At 63.0% G+C, this 17510-nt stretch carries 18 protein-coding genes; 13 read left to right on the top strand and 5 right to left on the bottom strand.

Annotated features, from left to right (window positions below):
• Window positions 1-44: 44 nt before the first annotated feature.
• Window positions 45-971 carry a phospholipase BipL gene (bipL, locus tag GEV39_RS24060; protein ID WP_173891484.1) on the top strand — a complete coding sequence of 309 codons (927 nt, stop codon included), beginning with the start codon at window positions 45-47 and terminating at the stop codon, window positions 969-971.
• On the opposite strand, the gene GEV39_RS24055 is transcribed toward bipL, so the two are convergent.
• A complete protein-coding gene (locus GEV39_RS24055; protein WP_054913341.1) occupies window positions 972-1724 on the bottom strand; it encodes a DUF2059 domain-containing protein in 753 nt (250 codons plus the stop codon).
• Window positions 1725-1837: 113 nt separating this feature from the next.
• On the opposite strand from GEV39_RS24055, the gene GEV39_RS24050 reads away from it, so the two are divergent.
• On the top strand, window positions 1838-2470 hold the full coding sequence (locus GEV39_RS24050; RefSeq protein WP_054913349.1) for a 2OG-Fe(II) oxygenase: 633 nt from the start codon (window positions 1838-1840) through the stop codon (window positions 2468-2470).
• Window positions 2457-2948: a 2-thiouracil desulfurase family protein gene (locus GEV39_RS24045; protein WP_009683690.1), complete on the top strand. Its 492-nt coding sequence runs from the start codon at window positions 2457-2459 to the stop codon at window positions 2946-2948. Before GEV39_RS24050 ends, GEV39_RS24045 begins: the two co-directional genes overlap by 14 nt.
• A gap of 72 nt (window positions 2949-3020) precedes the next feature.
• Here GEV39_RS24045 and GEV39_RS24040 read toward each other — a convergent pair whose 3' ends face one another.
• The gene (locus GEV39_RS24040) at window positions 3021-3509 is read right to left on the bottom strand and encodes a transporter substrate-binding domain-containing protein (RefSeq protein WP_054913340.1); all 489 of its coding nucleotides are present in this window, start codon (window positions 3507-3509) and stop codon (window positions 3021-3023) included.
• 224 nt (window positions 3510-3733) lie between these two features.
• On the opposite strand from GEV39_RS24040, the gene GEV39_RS24035 reads away from it, so the two are divergent.
• Entirely contained in the window at window positions 3734-4210 is a 477-nt protein-coding gene (locus GEV39_RS24035) for a DUF4399 domain-containing protein (RefSeq protein ID WP_173891483.1), read from the top strand.
• 166 nt (window positions 4211-4376) lie between these two features.
• On the opposite strand, the gene serA is transcribed toward GEV39_RS24035, so the two are convergent.
• On the bottom strand, window positions 4377-5606 hold the full coding sequence (serA, locus tag GEV39_RS24030) for a phosphoglycerate dehydrogenase (RefSeq protein WP_009683687.1): 1230 nt from the start codon (window positions 5604-5606) through the stop codon (window positions 4377-4379).
• Window positions 5607-5777: 171 nt separating this feature from the next.
• Here serA and GEV39_RS24025 point away from each other — a divergent pair, with 171 nt between their 5' ends.
• The 4 genes from GEV39_RS24025 (at window position 5778) to GEV39_RS24010 (ending at window position 9961) form a co-directional block, all read left to right on the top strand.
• A complete protein-coding gene (locus GEV39_RS24025; RefSeq protein WP_173891482.1) occupies window positions 5778-7175 on the top strand; it encodes a D-2-hydroxyglutarate dehydrogenase in 1398 nt (465 codons plus the stop codon).
• A 25-nt stretch (window positions 7176-7200) separates the two neighbouring features.
• Complete coding sequence (locus GEV39_RS24020) at window positions 7201-7866, top strand: fumarylacetoacetate hydrolase family protein (protein ID WP_173891481.1); 666 nt, start codon at window positions 7201-7203, stop codon at window positions 7864-7866.
• Window positions 7867-8047: 181 nt separating this feature from the next.
• On the top strand, window positions 8048-8968 hold the full coding sequence (locus GEV39_RS24015) for an SdiA-regulated domain-containing protein (RefSeq protein WP_173891480.1): 921 nt from the start codon (window positions 8048-8050) through the stop codon (window positions 8966-8968).
• Between the two features lie 90 nt (window positions 8969-9058).
• Window positions 9059-9961 (top strand): SdiA-regulated domain-containing protein, encoded by a 903-nt coding sequence (locus GEV39_RS24010; RefSeq protein ID WP_173891479.1) that lies wholly within the window; start codon window positions 9059-9061, stop codon window positions 9959-9961.
• A 102-nt stretch (window positions 9962-10063) separates the two neighbouring features.
• Here the strand turns inward: GEV39_RS24010 and rpiA are convergent, their stop codons facing one another.
• Window positions 10064-10738 (bottom strand): ribose-5-phosphate isomerase RpiA, encoded by a 675-nt coding sequence (gene rpiA / locus GEV39_RS24005; protein WP_173891478.1) that lies wholly within the window; start codon window positions 10736-10738, stop codon window positions 10064-10066.
• 133 nt (window positions 10739-10871) lie between these two features.
• Between rpiA and ilvA the strand changes: the two genes are divergently transcribed.
• The 4 genes from ilvA (at window position 10872) to ptsP (ending at window position 15785) form a co-directional block, all read left to right on the top strand.
• The gene (ilvA, locus tag GEV39_RS24000; RefSeq protein WP_173891477.1) at window positions 10872-12386 is read left to right on the top strand and encodes a threonine ammonia-lyase, biosynthetic; all 1515 of its coding nucleotides are present in this window, start codon (window positions 10872-10874) and stop codon (window positions 12384-12386) included.
• Between the two features lie 43 nt (window positions 12387-12429).
• Window positions 12430-12855: a DUF2269 domain-containing protein gene (locus GEV39_RS23995; RefSeq protein ID WP_009685080.1), complete on the top strand. Its 426-nt coding sequence runs from the start codon at window positions 12430-12432 to the stop codon at window positions 12853-12855.
• Window positions 12856-13003: 148 nt separating this feature from the next.
• Complete coding sequence (locus GEV39_RS23990) at window positions 13004-13483, top strand: RNA pyrophosphohydrolase (protein ID WP_003249017.1); 480 nt, start codon at window positions 13004-13006, stop codon at window positions 13481-13483.
• Between the two features lie 22 nt (window positions 13484-13505).
• Window positions 13506-15785: a phosphoenolpyruvate--protein phosphotransferase gene (gene ptsP / locus GEV39_RS23985; RefSeq protein ID WP_009685081.1), complete on the top strand. Its 2280-nt coding sequence runs from the start codon at window positions 13506-13508 to the stop codon at window positions 15783-15785.
• Between the two features lie 59 nt (window positions 15786-15844).
• Here the strand turns inward: ptsP and GEV39_RS23980 are convergent, their stop codons facing one another.
• Window positions 15845-16591, bottom strand: a complete 747-nt coding sequence (locus tag GEV39_RS23980; RefSeq protein WP_173891476.1) for an NRDE family protein — start codon at window positions 16589-16591, stop codon at window positions 15845-15847.
• Window positions 16592-16720: 129 nt separating this feature from the next.
• On the opposite strand from GEV39_RS23980, the gene GEV39_RS23975 reads away from it, so the two are divergent.
• Entirely contained in the window at window positions 16721-17503 is a 783-nt protein-coding gene (locus tag GEV39_RS23975; RefSeq protein ID WP_054882076.1) for a sulfite exporter TauE/SafE family protein, read from the top strand.
• Window positions 17504-17510: the final 7 nt, after the last annotated feature.

Raw genomic sequence — 17510 nt, 5'->3', positions numbered from 1 at the left:
CTGAATATCCCAGATCAATACTTGCTTCGCTGTGGATGTACCCGATGCCCCCAGACTTTCAGCCCGACCGCCTGCGTGCCAGCCTGGCGCCGTTCACCGCGCGCCATCCGCTGTCGATTCAAGCGCAGAATTACCAGCGTTTCTATGGCCTGAACCTGTCGGCCCACAGCTGGCTGGGCGGTTTCCAGGCCGCGGGGTTCGAGTTGGTCGGGCAGGCTTGGCTACCCGAGCAGCCAAGCGCGACGCTGTTCCTGCTGCATGGCTATTACGACCACATGGGCCTCTATCGGCATGTGATCGAGTGGGCGCTCGGGCAAGGTTTCGCGGTCATCAGCTGCGACCTGCCCGGCCATGGGCTGTCCAGCGGCGAGCGGGCGAGCATCAGCGACTTCGCGGTGTACCAGCAGGTGCTGCAGGCGCTGTTCGAACAGGCGCGTGCGTTGCAGCTGCCGCGGCCATGGCATTTGTGCGGGCAGAGCACGGGTGGGGCGATCGCGGTGGACCATTTGCTGCACCAAGGTGCCCATAGCCCTGTCGATGGCCAGGTCATTCTGCTGGCGCCGCTGGTGCGGCCATGTGCCTGGCGTTGGTCCAAGTTCAGCTATCGCGTGCTGCGCCATTTCGTCAATGGTATCGAGCGGCGCTTCAGTGAGAACACCAACGACCCTGCCTTCCTGCCGTTTCTCCAGGCCGACCCCCTGCAACCGCGCCGGCTGCCCACCGCCTGGGTGGGTGCCCTGATCGCCTGGGTCAAACGCATCGAGGCTGCGCCCAAAAGTACACGGCGGCCATTGATCGTACAGGGAGAGGCCGACGGCACGGTGGATTGGCCATACAACCTGGAGGTGCTGAAGGCCAAGTTCGCTGATCCGCAGATCCTGATGCTGCCCGACGCGCGTCACCATCTGGCCAACGAGCTGCCAGGCATTCGGCAGCGCTACTTCGACTTCATCGACCAGCGCCTGGGCTGATCACTTCAGGTCATTGCTGCTCTGGCCCACCGCCAGGCCGGCACGCACCGCGGCCAGTGCCGCCTGGTAGTAGGCCTTGCCGTCGGGCGACTCGGCAAAGGTGGCGAACTCTTCCAGCTCGGCGTCGGACAGGTCGCGGTACACGTACAGCAACGTATTGTTGAGGTCTTCGCCAATTTGCCCCATGAGCCGCTGGCGCTGACCGTCGAGCAGGCCTTGCGCCTGGCCGCCGCCGAACAGGCCGGGGATCATCGAGCTGAGGCTGTCGGCCGCCACCCCGGCGATGGCCAGGCTGACTTCGGCGCCAGCTTCGCGTGCTGGCAAGGCCTGAGCCAGGTGGCCAATGATCAGCAGGCGGTCATCGCTGGCCTGCATTTTCGGCAAGCCCTTGGCGTTTCTGGCCAGTTCATCCTTGCGCGTGGCCTTGAGCTCGGCGGCTACCACCTTGCGCCCCAGCGGCGACTGGAAGAACGCCAGGGCCGGTGCCGGGTTGGCCAGGCTGGCGCGCAGCTTTGCCTGGGCACGACGGTCTACCGCCTGGGCCTGGAAGCGCTGGTTGCTGTTGTCGACCAGCGCCTGGTACACGGCGGGCGGTAAACTGTTGCGGTAGCGCGCCTGGGCGGCGGTGAGGGCATCGTTGAAGTGGGCGCGCTGGTCGGGCCAGCCGGCAGCCTTGTACAGTTGATCCAGGTTATCTGCCCAGACAGGCGTGGTGCAGATCATCAGCAGAATCAGGGAAAACAGACGGCGCATTCAGGACTCCTGTCGGCAGGCGACCATTGTCCTTGGCCCGGCGCCGGTTTGTCGAGATATGTGCGTGTTTCTCGGCCAAGTGGCGCTGTGCGCCGCCAGGGCGAATGGATATGATGCGCGCCATGCATACTTCCCCCGAAAACCCGATGCTCGCGGCCGTCGTTGACGATCTGGCCACCCATGGCTGGTCCCAACAGGCGCTGTTTCTGCCTGTGGACCTGGCGCGCGCGTTGGCGGTCGAGTGCCGGCGCCGTTATGCCGAAGGCGAACTCAACCCGGCCGGGGTGGGGCGCGGTGATGCCCAGGAAGTACGCGAAACCATTCGCGGCGACCAGATCCAGTGGATCGACCCTGGCCAGGCCGAGGCTTGCGACCAGTACCTGGCGGCCATGGACCAGTTACGGCTGGCCATCAACCAGGGCCTGTTTCTCGGCCTGCAGGATTTCGAGTGCCATTTTGCCCTGTACCCACCCGGGGCATTTTATCGCCGGCATCTGGACCGCTTTCGTGACGACGATCGGCGCATGGTCTCGGCGGTGTTTTACCTGAACGAAGACTGGCAGCCGCAGGATGGTGGGCAGCTGCGCATGTTCCTGGCCGACGGTGCCGAGCCCCTGGTCGAGCCGCTGGCAGGTTGCCTGGTGGTGTTCCTGTCGGGTGAGGTGCCTCACGAAGTGCTGCCCGCCGGGCGTGAGCGCTTGTCGTTGACGGGCTGGTTCCGGCGGCGTGGCAATGACCCGTTCTGATTTGCCCAGGGTGCTGGTCAGCGCTTGCCTGCTGGGGCAACCGGTGCGCTATGACGGTCGCACCAGCGGCCACCCGCACTTGTTGCAGCAGTGGCAGGCCGAAGGCCGCGTGGTGCCGTTGTGCCCGGAAGTCGCCGGCGGGTTGCCGACCCCTCGGCCACCCGCGGAGATACCAGGCGGGCAAGGTGGGCAGGTGCTCGACGGCAGCACACAGGTGATCACTGTCATGGGCGAAGATGTCAGTGCGCAGTTCCTGGCCGGCGCGCAGTTGGCGCTCGTACTGGTGCGGCGGCATGGCATTGGTGTGGCGGTATTGAAGTCGGGCAGCCCTTCATGTGGCAACCGCTTGACCTATGACGGCACGTTCAGTGGCGTGAAGGTGGCCGGGGAAGGGGTCACAGCGGCGCTGCTGCGGCGGGCGGGGGTGCAGGTGTTCAGTGAGCTGGAGCTGGACCAGGCGCAGCGGGCCTTGGGGTAGCCCTGCGCCGGCTGTGGAGTGAGTGTGGGAGCCGGCTTGCCGGCGATGAGGGCGGCACAGACCGCACAAACCTCATTGCCCGGCCGCAGTCTCCTGCACACCCTTGAACCACTTCTGTTCCAGCTCGGCCGTGCGGCCACTGTCCTTCAACCGCTGCAGCGCATTGTTCAAAGCACTTTCAAACGCCGGGTTGTCCTTCTGGAACGGGATCACCAGTTTCTTCTCGCCAAACGGCAGGCTCGCGTCAAGCGGCCCGTCACTCTTGAGTGCTTCGCTCGCTGGGGTCAGCGCGACATCATACTTGCCGCTTTCCACACCCGGCAGTACCTCGTCCGCAGGGGCCTCGACAAATTCGGCACGCAGGTCGAGTTCGCGGGCCAGGTCCTGGCCAAATTCCACATCGAAACCGCTCAGCCGCTCGTCTTGCTTGAACGCATAAGGCGGGTTGTCGGCTTGTACGGCAATGCGCAGTTCGCCCCGGTCGGCGATTTCGTCGATCAGCTCCGCCTGGGCCAATGGACTGATCAGTACTGCCAGCAGTACCCCTATGGTCGAACGCATTGAAGGCCCCTTTTTCTTTTACAGGTGAATAACTTTCGTCATGGCTTTATTCCTCGTCATGATCGAACGCAGCCTAAGACCTTGGCGCCTCGGCATTGTTTAACCCTGACTTAAATTTTTCTGTCAGGCAACGTGAACACCTTGGCGCATATTTCAACTAAGGTGAACTACCGCCGCTGTTGGATGACAAGCTGCGGTCAATGAGTGAATCACAGGAGAAGTGAATGAACAGCCTATTTTCGCGTGCTGCCGTTGCCGGTTTACTGATGGGAGCGTCGGTGTTGGCCAGTGCCGCAGACGCCCTGAAGAGCCAGGAGCCGCCCAAGGATGCCAAGGTCTTCATCGTTTCCCCCGCCGATGGTGCCACCGTCGACAAGACCTTTACCGTCAAGTTCGGCATTGAAGGCATGGGCCTGAAGCCTGCCGGCGACCAGACCCCACACACCGGCCACCACCACTTGCTAGTGGATGTGGACAAAGAGCCCGTCGCCGACATGCCGCTGCCGACCAGCCTGATGCCAGAGGCCGGCACCCCACTGCCAGCCGGGCCGCAGGTGCTGCATTTTGGCAAGGCACAGACCGAAACCAGCATTACCCTGACCCCGGGCAAGCACACCCTGCAACTGGTGCTGGGTGACCAGTATCACGTGCCGTTCAAGCCGAGCGTCGAGTCGAAGAAGATTACTGTCGACGTGAAATAGGTGTTGGGCTTTTCGCGGGCTCGCCCGCTCCCACAGGGGGGGCCGCAAGCTTCGGGTTTGCGGTGATCCTGTGGGAGCGGGCAAGCCCGCGAAGCAGGCGACGCCGCTTTCACCGGCAAAAAAAGGGAGGCCACCAGGGCCTCCCTTTTTCATGCAGCAAGCAAACTCAGAACAGCACGCGGGAACGGATGGTGCCTTTGACCTGTTGCAGTTTCTCTTGCGCCAGGTCGGAGTACTCGGCGTCTACGTCGATTACCACGTAACCGACTTTCTCGTTGGTCTGCAGGAACTGACCGGAGATGTTGATACCGTTCTCGGCGAATACCTTGTTGATCTCGCTGAGTACGCCCGGGATGTTTTCGTGAATGTGCAGCAGGCGGTGCTTGCCTGGGTGCGCTGGCAGTGCCACCTCAGGGAAGTTGACCGAAGACACCGAAGTACCGTTATCGCTGTACTTGACCAGCTTCTCGGCCACTTCCAGCCCGATGTTGGCCTGGGCTTCGGCAGTGGAACCACCGATGTGCGGGGTGAGGATCACGTTGTCCAGGCCGCGCAGCGGGCTCTCGAACTCTTCGTCGTTGGAGCGTGGCTCGACCGGGAACACGTCGATGGCAGCGCCGATCAGGTGCTTGTCCTTGATGGCGGCGGCCAGGTGGTCCAGCTCGACCACGGTGCCACGCGCGGCGTTGATCAGGATCGCGCCCTTCTTCATCGAGCGGATTTCCTTCTCGCCGATCATCCACTGGGTGGAGGGCAGCTCAGGCACGTGCAGCGAGACGATGTCGGCCAGGCCCAGCAGTTCGTGCAGGCTGGTGACCTGTACGGCGTTGCCCAGTGGCAGCTTGGTCAGCGGGTCGTAGAAGTAGACCTGCATGCCGAGGTTTTCGGCCAGGACCGACAGCTGGGTACCGATCGAGCCGTAGCCGACGATGCCCAGTTTCTTGCCGCGAATCTCGAACGAGTTGGCTGCGCTCTTGATCCAGCCGCCACGGTGGCAGGAGGCGTTTTTCTCTGGGATGCCGCGCAGCAGCAGGATCGCTTCGGCCAGTACCAGCTCGGCGACCGAGCGGGTGTTGGAGTAGGGCGCGTTGAACACGGCGATACCGCGCTCGCGGGCAGCTTCCAGGTCTACCTGGTTGGTGCCGATGCAGAAGCAGCCAACGGCGACCAGTTTCTTGGCGCAGTCGAAGATCTCTTCGGTGAGCTGGGTGCGCGAACGGATGCCAATGAAGTGGGCATCGGCGATCTTTTCCTTCAGCTCGGCTTCCGGCAACGAACCAGTGAGGTATTCGATGTTGGTGTAGCCGGCGGCCTTGAGGGTATCGACCGCGTTCTGGTGCACACCTTCAAGAAGAAGGAACCGGATCTTGCTCTTGTCGAGAGAAGTCTTGCTCATCTGCGTAAACCTGTATCCCGGAGAAAAAATGGCGAGGGGTGATGCCAGGCGCGAGGGCGGCCTTAGCATGAACAGCGGGAGCGCTATGCTAGCATACGCGACACAATCTGAGCTTATCCCGACGGGTGAAGAGTGCTCAGGGTGACTATGAATAAGTCGAGAGTTCCAGCGATGACCCACCCCGCTGCAATTGAAGAACTGATGACCCTTGTCGACCCTGGCAAGCTCCTGACCGACCCGGCATCCCTCGACGCCTATGGCAAGGACTGGACCAAGCACTATGCACCGGCGCCCAGCGCCATCGTGCTGCCCAAGACCATCGAGCAGGTGCAGGCCATTGTCCGTTGGGCCAATGCGCACAATGTGGCGCTGGTGCCGTCGGGTGGGCGCACCGGGCTCTCCGCGGGGGCCGTGGCGGCCAATGGCGAAGTCGTGGTCGCCTTCGACAACATGAACCGGATTCTCGACTTCAATGCCTTCGACCGCACGGTGGTTTGCCAGCCCGGGGTGGTCACCCAGCAGTTGCAAAGCTACGCCCAAGCGCAGGGCCTGTATTACCCGGTAGACTTCGCCTCCAGCGGTTCCAGCCAGATAGGCGGCAACATCGGCACCAATGCCGGCGGCATCAAGGTGATCCGCTACGGCATGACCCGCAACTGGGTGGCCGGGCTGAAGGTGGTGACGGGCAAGGGCGAGCTGCTGCAGCTGAACAAGGACCTGATCAAGAACGCCACCGGCTATGACCTGCGCCAGCTGTTCATTGGCGCCGAAGGCACGCTGGGTTTCGTGGTGGAGGCCACCATGCGCCTCGACCGCGCCCCGCGCAACCTCACCGCCATGGTGCTGGGCACGCCGGACTTCGACTCGATCATGCCGGTGCTGCACGCCTTCCAGGGCGGGCTCGACCTCACGGCCTTCGAATTTTTCTCGGACAAGGGCCTGGCCAGGATCCTTGCGCGTGGTGATGTGCCGGCGCCGTTTGCCACCGACTGCCCCTTTTATGCGCTGCTGGAGTTCGAGGCCAGCACCGAGGCAGTCGCCAACCAGGCACTGGCCACCTTCGAGCATTGCGTCGAGCAGGGCTGGGTACTGGACGGGGTGATGAGCCAGAGCGAAACCCAGCTGAAAAACCTGTGGAAGCTGCGTGAGTACCTGTCGGAAACCATCTCGCACTGGACCCCGTACAAGAACGATATTTCAGTCACGGTCTCGAAGGTGCCGGCGTTTCTGCGCGATATCGATGCCATCGTGGCCGAGCATTACCCGGATTACGAAGTGGTGTGGTACGGCCATATCGGCGATGGCAACCTGCACCTGAACATCCTCAAGCCCGAGCACATGGACAAAGACGCGTTCTTTGCCTCGTGCGCCAAGGTCAACAAGTGGGTGTTCGAGATCGTCGAACGCTACAACGGCTCGATCTCTGCCGAGCACGGCGTAGGCATGACCAAGCGCGACTACTTGGGCTATAGCCGTTCAGCCGAAGAAATTGCCTGCATGAAGGCGATAAAGGCCGTGTTCGACCCTAACGGCATCATGAATCCGGGTAAGATCTTCGCTCCTGAATAAAAAGCAGCATGCAGAGGAGTCGGCCATGAGTTACCAGCACCAGTATGTAGACGGCACGCGCATCCACTTCCCATTGGGCAAGGTGGTGTGCATTGGCCGTAACTATGCCGAACACGCCAAGGAACTGGACAACCCGATCCCCAGCGAACCGCTGCTGTTCATCAAACCCGGCAGTTGCGTGGTCGCCGCGCAAGGCGGCTTCAAGATCCCGACCGAGCGCGGTTCGGTGCATTACGAGGCAGAAATCGCCGTGTTGCTGGGCAAATCACTGTCCACGCACCCCTGCGAGGAAGAGGTGCTGGACGCCATATCCGGCTACGCCCCGGCACTGGACCTGACCCTGCGCGACGTGCAGGCCAAATTGAAGGAAAAAGGCCTGCCATGGGAGCTGGCCAAGAGCTTCGACGGTGCCTGCGTACTGCCGCCGTTCGTCTCGGCTGCCAGCTTCCCGGACGTGACCGACATCCCGGTACGGCTGACGGTGAACGGCGAAGTACGCCAGGACGGCAACAGCGCAATGATGCTCAACCCGATCGTGCCGATGATTCAGCACATGGCCGCGCATTTTTCGCTGCTGGCTGGGGATGTGATCCTCACCGGCACCCCGGCGGGCGTGGGGCCTTTCAATGTCGGTGACGAGCTGGTGCTGGAGCTGCCGGGTGTCAGCCGCTTCGAAAGCCGGGTGCTCTGAGCCCTGTGGGAGCGGCCCCGGCAATAGGTGCTTGACGCATAAATCCCGGGGGCGCTTCGCACCCCTTTCGCGACACAAGGCCGCTCCCACAAAGAATGCGCGTCCAGACAGGATTTGGCGTTTTTTTCACACCCAATGCGGATAATGCGCGCATCTACGCCCACTGCTTTAGGACCCCTGCATGCCATCACCCACCAACGCCCCGGCAACCCCCAAGCGTCGTTTCTACCTGCGCTGGCCCTTTGGCCTGGCGGTGGCGGCGGTGATTGGCTACGGCGTGGCCATGGCGATGCACTGGGATGACCGTGGTGCGCTATGGCTGAAGGAAGGCTTTGAAAGCCGCGCCGAGCGCAGCGAAAGCGTATGGCTGCCGGATTACCAGGTAGACATCGATGCCAAGCCGCTGCCGGGCATGGACGATGACGAAGCGTCGGACGTGGCCTTCAACCCGCAGACCCGGACGCTGTTCGCGGTCATGGGCAAGAACCCGTTCCTGGTCGAACTGAGCCTGGACGGCGACGTGCTGCGCAAGATCCCGCTCAACGGCTGGAACAACCCGGAAGGCGTTGCCGTGCTGGAAGACGGTTACCTGGCCATCACCGACGAACGCCTGCATGACCTGACCCTGGTCAAGGTGGACGGGCACACGGCGGTGCTCAACCACGCCGACTTCAAAAGCTATGACCTGGGGCAGTCGGTGAAAAGCAACAAAGGCTTCGAGGCCGTCGCCTGGGACCCGCTGCACCAGCGCCTGATCATCGGCGAGGAGCGCCCGCCCAAGCTGTACACCTGGAACACCGATGGCCGCAGCCAGCTCAAGGGCGACAAGCAGCCGCTGCCAAGCGACCAGCTCGACTTGCGCAACCTCTCGGCGCTGGGTGTCGACCCGCGTACAGGCCACCTGTTGGTATTGTCGGCCGACTCCAACATGCTGCTGGAGCTGGACCAGCAGGGGCAGCAGGTCAGCTTCATGACTTTGCTCGGCGGGTTCAACGGCCTGCAGGGCACCATCCCGCGGGCCGAGGGGGTGGCGATGGACGACAAGGGCAACCTGTACATGGTCAGTGAACCGGCATTGTTCTATCGCTTCAGAAAACCCTGAGCCAACAATCCGCTTTTTCGGATGCTGGCATTAAGCTTTATTTCAGTCATTCATGGTTAGATTCGCCATCCTTGTGCCGAGTCTGACTGTATGCGTGGTTTTGTTCGTCTATCCCTTGTAGCAGCCGTGGTCTGCCTGTGCCTGCTCGGCTGGGCCGGGCATGAGTTCCGCCTTTACGAGCGCGCCTGGTTCAACCTCAAGACCTGGTGGCAGCCCGCCGAGCAGAGCATGGGGCTGGAGCGCTACCGGGTGGTGCTGGAAGCGCAGCCTATCGAAGGGTTGAACGACGATATATCGGCGCTGACCTACGACCCTGACCGCAAGACCCTGTTTACCGTCACCAATGCCCGTTCGGAGTTGATCGAGCTGTCGCTGGACGGGCGCATCCTGCGCCGCGTGCCGCTGACGGGCTTCGGCGACCCGGAGGCCGTGGAGTATGTCGGGCCAAACAGCTATGTGATTTCCGACGAGCGTCAGCAGCGGCTGATCCGGGTGCGCCTGGATGACGATACGTTGTTCCTCGATGCCGGCGATGCCGAGCAGCTCAGCCTGGGCATTGGCCTGAACGGCAACAAAGGCTTTGAAGGCCTGGCCTACGACACAGCGGGCAAGCGCCTGTTCGTGGCCAAGGAACGCGACCCGATGCTGATCTACGAGGTCCACGGCTTCCCGCATGACAACCCGGAAAAGCCCTATGCCGTGCATGTAGTACAGGACCGCAAGCGTGACTCACGGTTGTTCGTGCGGGACTTGTCGAGCTTGCAGTTCGATGAGCGCAGTGGGCACCTGCTGGCGTTGTCCGACGAGTCGCGGCTGTTGCTGGAGCTGGATATCGAGGGCAGGCCGCTGAGTACCCTGTCGCTGCGCAAGGGCTACCAAGGCTTGCAGGCGACCGTACCGCAGGCGGAGGGGATTGCAATGGACGAGGCGGGAACCCTTTATCTGGTCAGTGAGCCGAACCTGTTCTATGTGTTCAAGCAGCCGGCTGACTGATCGTGTCAGGGCCCTTCGCGGGTAAACCCGCTCTTACAGATAGCTCGCCAGGCTCCAGGCCAGTGGAGATCGCTGTAGGAGCGGGTTTACCCGCGAAGCGGTTTAATTGGCCGTCAGGCTCTTCACACCTTCAGCAGTACCCAGCAACAGCAGGTCCGCCGGCCGCGCCGCGAACAGGCCGTTGGTCACCACGCCAACAATGGCGTTGATCTGTGCTTCCAGCTCTACCGGGTTGGTGATCTGCAGGTTGTACACATCGAGGATCACGTTGCCGTTGTCGGTCACCACACCCTCGCGGTACACCGGGTCGCCGCCCAGCTTGACCAGTTGGCGGGCCACGTGGCTGCGGGCCATCGGGATCACCTCGACCGGCAGTGGGAAGGCGCCGAGCACCGGCACCAGCTTGCTGGCATCGGCGATGCAGATGAAGGTCTTGGCCACTGCTGCAACGATCTTCTCGCGGGTCAGGGCTGCGCCGCCGCCCTTGATCAGGTTCAGGTGCGCGTCGCTTTCATCGGCGCCGTCCACGTAGAACTCCAGCTCGCTGACGCTGTTCAGTTCGTATACCGCAATACCATGCCCCTTCAGGCGCTGGGCAGTGGCCTCGGAGCTGGCGACGGCACCGTCGAAGGCGGTCTTGTGCTGAGCCAGGGCATCGATGAAGAAGTTGGCGGTCGAACCGGTACCGACGCCGACGACGCTCTTTTCATCCAGCTTGGGCAGAATGAAGTCGACAGCGGCCTGGGCGACGGCCTGTTTGAGTTGGTCCTGGGTCATGCGGGCTCCGGAAGGGGCAGGGCGGTTTCAAAGTTGCCTAGTATAACGGCTCGCACGGCTTTGCTGTGGTCGCCCGACGTAGCGCTGGGGTAGACTTCCAGCCCTTGTCCCGCGGCCCAGTGATGCTTTCCCGATGCTCGAACAGTACGTCAAGAAGATCCTCACCTCGCGCGTCTATGACGTTGCCGTCGAAACCCCGTTGCAGAGCGCGGGGCAACTGAGCAAGCGCCTGGGCAACCAGATTCTGCTCAAGCGCGAAGACCTGCAGCCGGTGTTCTCGTTCAAGATCCGCGGGGCGTACAACAAGCTGGCCCAGCTGACCCCGGAAGAACTGGCCCGCGGCGTGGTCACCGCCTCGGCCGGCAACCACGCCCAGGGCCTGGCCCTGGCCGCGCGCGAAATGGGCATCAAGGCCACCATCGTGATGCCCAAGACCACCCCGGAGATCAAGGTCGAAGGCGTACGCTCGCGTGGCGGCAAGGTGGTGCTGCATGGCGACTCGTTCCCCGAGGCGCTGGCTTACTCGCTGAAGCTGATGGATGAAAAGGGCCTGGTCTATGTCCACCCTTACGATGACCCGCACACCATCGCCGGGCAGGGCACCGTGGCCATGGAAATCCTGCGCCAGCACCCTGGCCAGCTGGACGCGATCTTCGTGCCGGTGGGCGGCGGTGGCCTGATCGCCGGTATTGCCGCCTACGTGAAGTACCTGCGTCCGGAAATCAAGGTTATTGGTGTAGAACCGGATGACTCCAACTGTCTGCAGGCGGCCATGGCCGCGGGTGAGCGCGTGGTGCTGCCGCAGGTCGGGCTGTTCGCCGACGGCGTGGCGGTGGCGCAGATCGGCCAGCACACCTTCGATATCTGCCGCCACCATGTGGATGAAGTGGTCACGGTCAGCACCGATGAAATCTGCGCCGCAATCAAGGATATCTACGACGATACCCGCTCGATCACCGAACCTGCCGGCGCGTTGGGTGTGGCGGGCATCAAGCGTTATGTCGAACTGTACGGCGTGACCGGCCAGACCCTGGTGGCAATCGACTCCGGCGCCAATGTCAATTTCGACCGCTTGCGCCATGTGGCCGAGCGTGCCGAACTGGGTGAAAAGCGCGAGGCGATCATCGCCGTTACCATTCCTGAACGCCCGGGCAGCTTCAAGGCGTTCTGCCAGGCGATTGGCAAACGCCAGATCACCGAGTTCAACTACCGCAAGCACACCTCGGACGAGGCGCATATCTTCGTGGGCGTGCAGACCCACCCGGAAAACGACCCGCGCGCAGCCTTGGTGCAGCACTTGAGCGAGCAGGGCTTCCCGGTAACGGACCTGACCGACAACGAGCTGGCCAAGTTGCACATTCGTCATATGGTCGGCGGCCACTCGGCTGGCGCCAGCGATGAAATGGTGCTGCGCTTCGAGTTCCCGGAACGGCCGGGGGCGCTGTTCAATTTCCTCGACAAGCTGGGTGGGCGCTGGAATATCTCGATGTTCCACTACCGTAACCACGGCGCGGCAGACGGGCGTGTGGTGGCGGGCCTGCAGGTGCCGGAAGACGAGCGTCACCTGGTGCCAGCGGCACTGGCCAAGATTGGTTACCCCTACTGGGACGAAACCGAGAACCCGGCTTACAAGCTGTTCCTGGGCTGAGCAGCTAAGCTGGGCCTAAGGCCTGCTCAAGGACAACGCACACATGGAACATCTGACCACTCTGAAAACACTGCACATCATCGCCACCGCACTCCTGCTGCTGGGTGCCCTGGGCCTGGCGGTGTGGACCGTGCGCGCCCGCCGCCAGGGCGATGCGCAGGCCTATGCCAAGCTGCTGCGCCGGCCGCTGGTGTTCGTGTGGCTGGTAATGGTGCTGTGCCTGGTAAGCATGCCGTTCACCGGCTGGTGGCTGGTGCACCTGGTCGGTTGGCCGCTGGGGCAGACCTGGGTGCTGGCGTCCAGCGTCATCTATACGCTTGGTGCGTTTGCCGTGTGGTGGCTGCTGGTGCGGCTGAACCGGCTGCGCAAGGCCGAGCCGGTAGGGTTGCGCTTCACCTTGGCGCTGGCGGTGTTCAGTGGCGTCTGCCTGCTGTCCATCGCCGGGCTGATGGGCGCCAAGCCAGTCTGACTAAGCAGCGGCCAACGCTTGCCTGCATCACCTTGCCTTCACCGAACAAGGAGTTTTCACGCCGCGGCACATAAGCGTGGCGGGCGCGTTGCTGCGCTCGCAAGCTTTGTGGAACAATGCGGTGACATGCGTTTGCGAGGTTGCTGCCGTGATCGACCCGGATGGTTTTCGCCCCAATGTCGGGATCATTCTCACGAATGATGCCGGGCAGGTGCTATGGGCTCGACGGATCAACCAGGATGCCTGGCAATTTCCCCAGGGTGGAATCAACCCTGACGAAACGCCGGAAGATGCCCTGTACCGCGAGCTGAACGAAGAAGTTGGCCTTGAACGCGATGATGTGGAAATTCTTGCCTGCACCCGTGGCTGGTTGCGTTATCGTTTACCGCAGCGCCTGGTGCGGACCCACAGCCAGCCGCTGTGCATCGGCCAGAAGCAGAAGTGGTTCCTGCTGCGCCTGGTGAGCAACGAACAACGGGTAAGAATGGACCTCACCGGCAAGCCGGAGTTCGACGGCTGGCGTTGGGTGAGCTATTGGTACCCGCTGGGCCAGGTTGTGACATTCAAGCGCGAGGTATACCGGCGCGCCCTGAAAGAGCTAGCACCGCGTCTTCTGACGCGCGACTGACGACGGAGTTCGACCCCGAGCCATGCTCAATACGCTGCGCAAGATCGTCCAGGAAGTAAACTCCGCCAAAGATCTCAAGTCGGCGTTGGGGATCATTGTCTTGCGCGTCAAGGAGGCCATGGGCAGCCAGGTCTGCTCGGTGTACCTGCTTGATCCGGAAACCAATCGCTTCGTGCTGATGGCCACCGAAGGCCTGAACAAACGCTCCATCGGCAAGGTCAGCATGGCGCCCAACGAAGGCCTGGTCGGCCTGGTCGGTACCCGCGAAGAGCCGCTGAACCTGGAAAACGCCGCCGACCACCCGCGTTACCGCTACTTTGCCGAAACCGGTGAAGAGCGGTTCGCCTCGTTCCTGGGTGCACCGATCATTCACCACCGCCGTGTGGTCGGGGTACTGGTCATCCAGCAGAAGGAGCGCCGCCAGTTCGACGAGGGCGAAGAAGCGTTCCTGGTCACCATGAGCGCCCAGCTTGCCGGGGTTATCGCCCACGCCGAGGCCACCGGCTCGATCCGTGGCTTGGGCCGGCAGGGCAAGGGCATTCAGGAGGCGCGTTTCGTCGGCGTGCCTGGCTCGCCAGGCGCTGCCGTAGGGCGTGCCGTGGTCATGCTGCCGCCTGCCGACCTCGAAGTGGTGCCCGACAAGGCCGTCGATGACATCGACGCCGAGCTCAAGCTGTTCGAAAACGCCCTTGAAGGCGTGCGCGAAGACATGCGCAAGCTGTCGGCCAAACTGGCGACACAACTGCGCCCGGAAGAGCGCGCCCTGTTCGATGTGTACCTGATGATGCTCGAAGATGCAGCGCTGGGCGGCGAGGTGACCGCGGTCATCAAGACCGGCCAGTGGGCCCAGGGCGCCCTGCGCCAGGTGGTCGGCGAGCACGTCAACCGTTTCGAGCTGATGGACGACGACTACCTGCGCGAGCGTGCCTCCGACGTGAAGGACCTGGGCCGGCGTTTGCTGGCCTACCTGCAAGAGGCCCGCTCGCAGTCGCTGGTCTACGCCGACAACACCATCCTGGTCAGTGAAGAGCTGACCCCGGCAATGCTCGGCGAAGTGCCGGAAGGCAAGCTGGTCGGCCTGGTGTCGGTCCTGGGTTCGGGCAACTCCCACGTTGCCATCCTGGCCCGTGCCATGGGTATCCCCACGGTGATGGGCCTGGTCGACCTGCCTTACTCCAAGGTCGACGGCATTGAGCTGATCGTCGACGGTTACAAGGGCGAGGTGTTCACCAACCCGAGCGAAGTGCTGCGCAAGCAGTACAGCGACGTGGTCGAGGAAGAGCGCCAGTTGGCCCAGGGCCTGGATGCCCTGCGCGAGCTGCCCTGCATCACCCCCGACGGCCACCGCATGCCGTTGTGGGTCAATACCGGCTTGCTGGCCGATGTGGCCCGGGCCCAGCAGCGCGGTGCCGAAGGGGTGGGCCTGTACCGCACCGAAGTGCCGTTCATGATCAACCAGCGCTTCCCCAGCGAAAAAGAGCAGCTGGCTATCTACCGTGAGCAGTTGGCGGCCTTCCACCCGCTGCCGGTGACCATGCGCACCCTCGACATTGGTGGTGACAAGGCGCTGTCGTATTTCCCGATCAAGGAAGACAACCCGTTCCTTGGCTGGCGCGGCATTCGGGTGACCCTCGACCACCCGGAAATCTTCCTGGTGCAGACCCGCGCCATGCTCAAAGCCAGCGAGGGCCTGAACAACCTGCGCATCCTGCTGCCGATGATTTCCGGTATTCACGAGCTGGAAGAAGCGCTGCACCTGATTCACCGGGCCTGGGGCGAGGTGCGCGACGAAGGCACCGACGTGCCGATGCCGCCGGTTGGCGTCATGGTGGAGATCCCTGCGGCGGTGTACCAGACCAAGGAGTTGGCGCGGCAGGTTGATTTCCTGTCGGTCGGTTCCAACGACCTTACCCAGTACCTGCTGGCCGTGGACCGCAACAACCCACGGGTCGCCGACCTGTACGACTACTTGCACCCGGCGGTGCTACAGGCGCTGAACACCGTGGTGCGTGATGCCCATGGCGAGGGCAAGCCGGTCAGCATCTGCGGCGAGATGGCGGGTGACCCCGCGGCAGCGATCCTGTTGATGGCGATGGGCTTCGACAGCCTGTCGATGAACGCCACCAACCTGCCCAAGGTGAAGTGGATGCTGCGCCAGGTGAACATGGGCAAGGCCAAGGAGCTGCTGGTCGAAGCCTTGAGCCATGACAACCCACAGGTTATCCACAGCTCGTTGCAGCTGGCGCTGAAAAACCTGGGGCTGGCGCGGATGATCGGGCCTGGGGCCAATAAAACCCTGTAAGGGGGGGGTTGCCTGTTCGGGCCTCTTCGCGGGCACGCCCGCTCCCACGAAGGCGCTGTTCAGGCCGACAGCTCAACCTCCCCCAGGTGTCCACCAAGCGGCCCGAAACTACGCTCGATCAGGCGTCTTCTGCCCTGATCATCCACAATCAGCACAGTACTCGCGCGTGTCCCATAACTCTGGCTGGTAATAAACACACTCGACAGCAGCTTCTCGGTCGCCATGCCCACGCCTGTGTCCGGTAGCTCCCCATCAGTTGCAGGCTCGCCATCGGCCAGCAGCGCCAGCAACTGTGGCGGCTCCGGCCTTTCCAGCAAGCTCTGCAGCCCGCTTCGGGCCTTCACCAGTTTCGGCCATGGGGTATCCAGCCTGGCATTGGACAGCCCGTACACCCCGGCTTCCAGCAGGCGCGGCGCCACGTCTGGGCCATGCAGGTAACCCAGCTGGCGCCCATCACCCACCAGCAGGTTGAACCCCGAATACTGCCCGCTACGGCTGGCCACCTCGTCCAGGTAAGCCTCAACCCCCAGCTCACCCCGTAGATACCCCGCCACCAGCTCGCCGCGCGAGCGGGGCCCCTGCGCCTGCCGCGGGTCACGGATATTGGTCAGCGCCGCAAAGCGCCCCTGTGGACCCACGCCCAGCCAGGTGCCACCGGCCTCCAGGTCCCGCCCGGCATGCACCCCGGGCGCATCCTCCCAGGCCGCCAGGGCCTGGGTAGGGCGGGCGTAGAATTCGTCGCGGTTGGCCGCGACGATCAGCGGCAGGGCGTGTCCCGGCCGCCAGGCGAATACGATCAGGCACATCGGTCAGGCCTCTGTGTTTTTTGTCACTGTACCCACAGCTGCGGGCAGGATCCATCCTGACACAGACTTCACTAGAGCCTCGAACCCGGCTTCCGTTACCATGCCGGATTGATTTCTCGGGGATGCCGAATGGAATTCGTGCTCTATCTGCTGTTGGGCGCCTGTGCCGGCGTGCTGGCGGGGCTGTTCGGCGTGGGCGGCGGCATCATCATCGTGCCGGTGCTGGTGTTCAGCTTCACCCTGCAGGGTTTTGACGCCTCGGTACTGACCCACTTGGCGGTGGGTACTTCGTTGGCGACCATCGTGTTCACCTCGATCAATGCCGTGCTCGAACACCACCGCAAGGGTGCGGTGCAATGGCCGATATTCGCCTGGATGACCCTGGGCATCCTCCTGGGGGCCGGTGTCGGCGCCAAGACCGCCTCGCTGATCCAGGGCCCGCTCCTGCAGAAGATCATTGGTGTCTTCGCACTGGTCATCGCCGCGCAAATGGCCCTGGACCTCAAGCCCAAGGCCAGCCATGGTGTGCCTGGCAAGCCTGTGCTGGTTGGCGCGGGTGGGGTGATCGGTTGGGCCTCGGCGATTTTCGGCATTGGGGGTGGCTCGCTGACCGTGCCTTTCCTGACCTCGCGCAGCCTGCCCATGCAACAGGCAGTGGCCACATCTTCTGCCTGCGGCCTGCCGATCGCCATGGCCAGTGCCTTGAGCTTCATGCTGCTAGGTTGGCATGAGCAGCACTTGCCGCCCCACAGCCTGGGTTACGTGTACCTGCCGGCGCTGGTCGGCATTGCCGTGACCAGCATGTTTTTCGCCCGCTTTGGCGCGCGCCTGGCGCACAAGCTGTCGCCGCGCCTGTTGAAACGCCTGTTCGCAGCCCTGCTGTTCTGTGTTGGTCTCAGCTTTTTGATTTGAATCGAGA

The sequence above is a fragment of the Pseudomonas sp. NY5710 genome (assembly GCF_013305665.1).
Taxonomy (GTDB): domain Bacteria; phylum Pseudomonadota; class Gammaproteobacteria; order Pseudomonadales; family Pseudomonadaceae; genus Aquipseudomonas; species Aquipseudomonas juntendi.
This window is presented reverse-complemented; position numbering and strand designations above follow the sequence as displayed.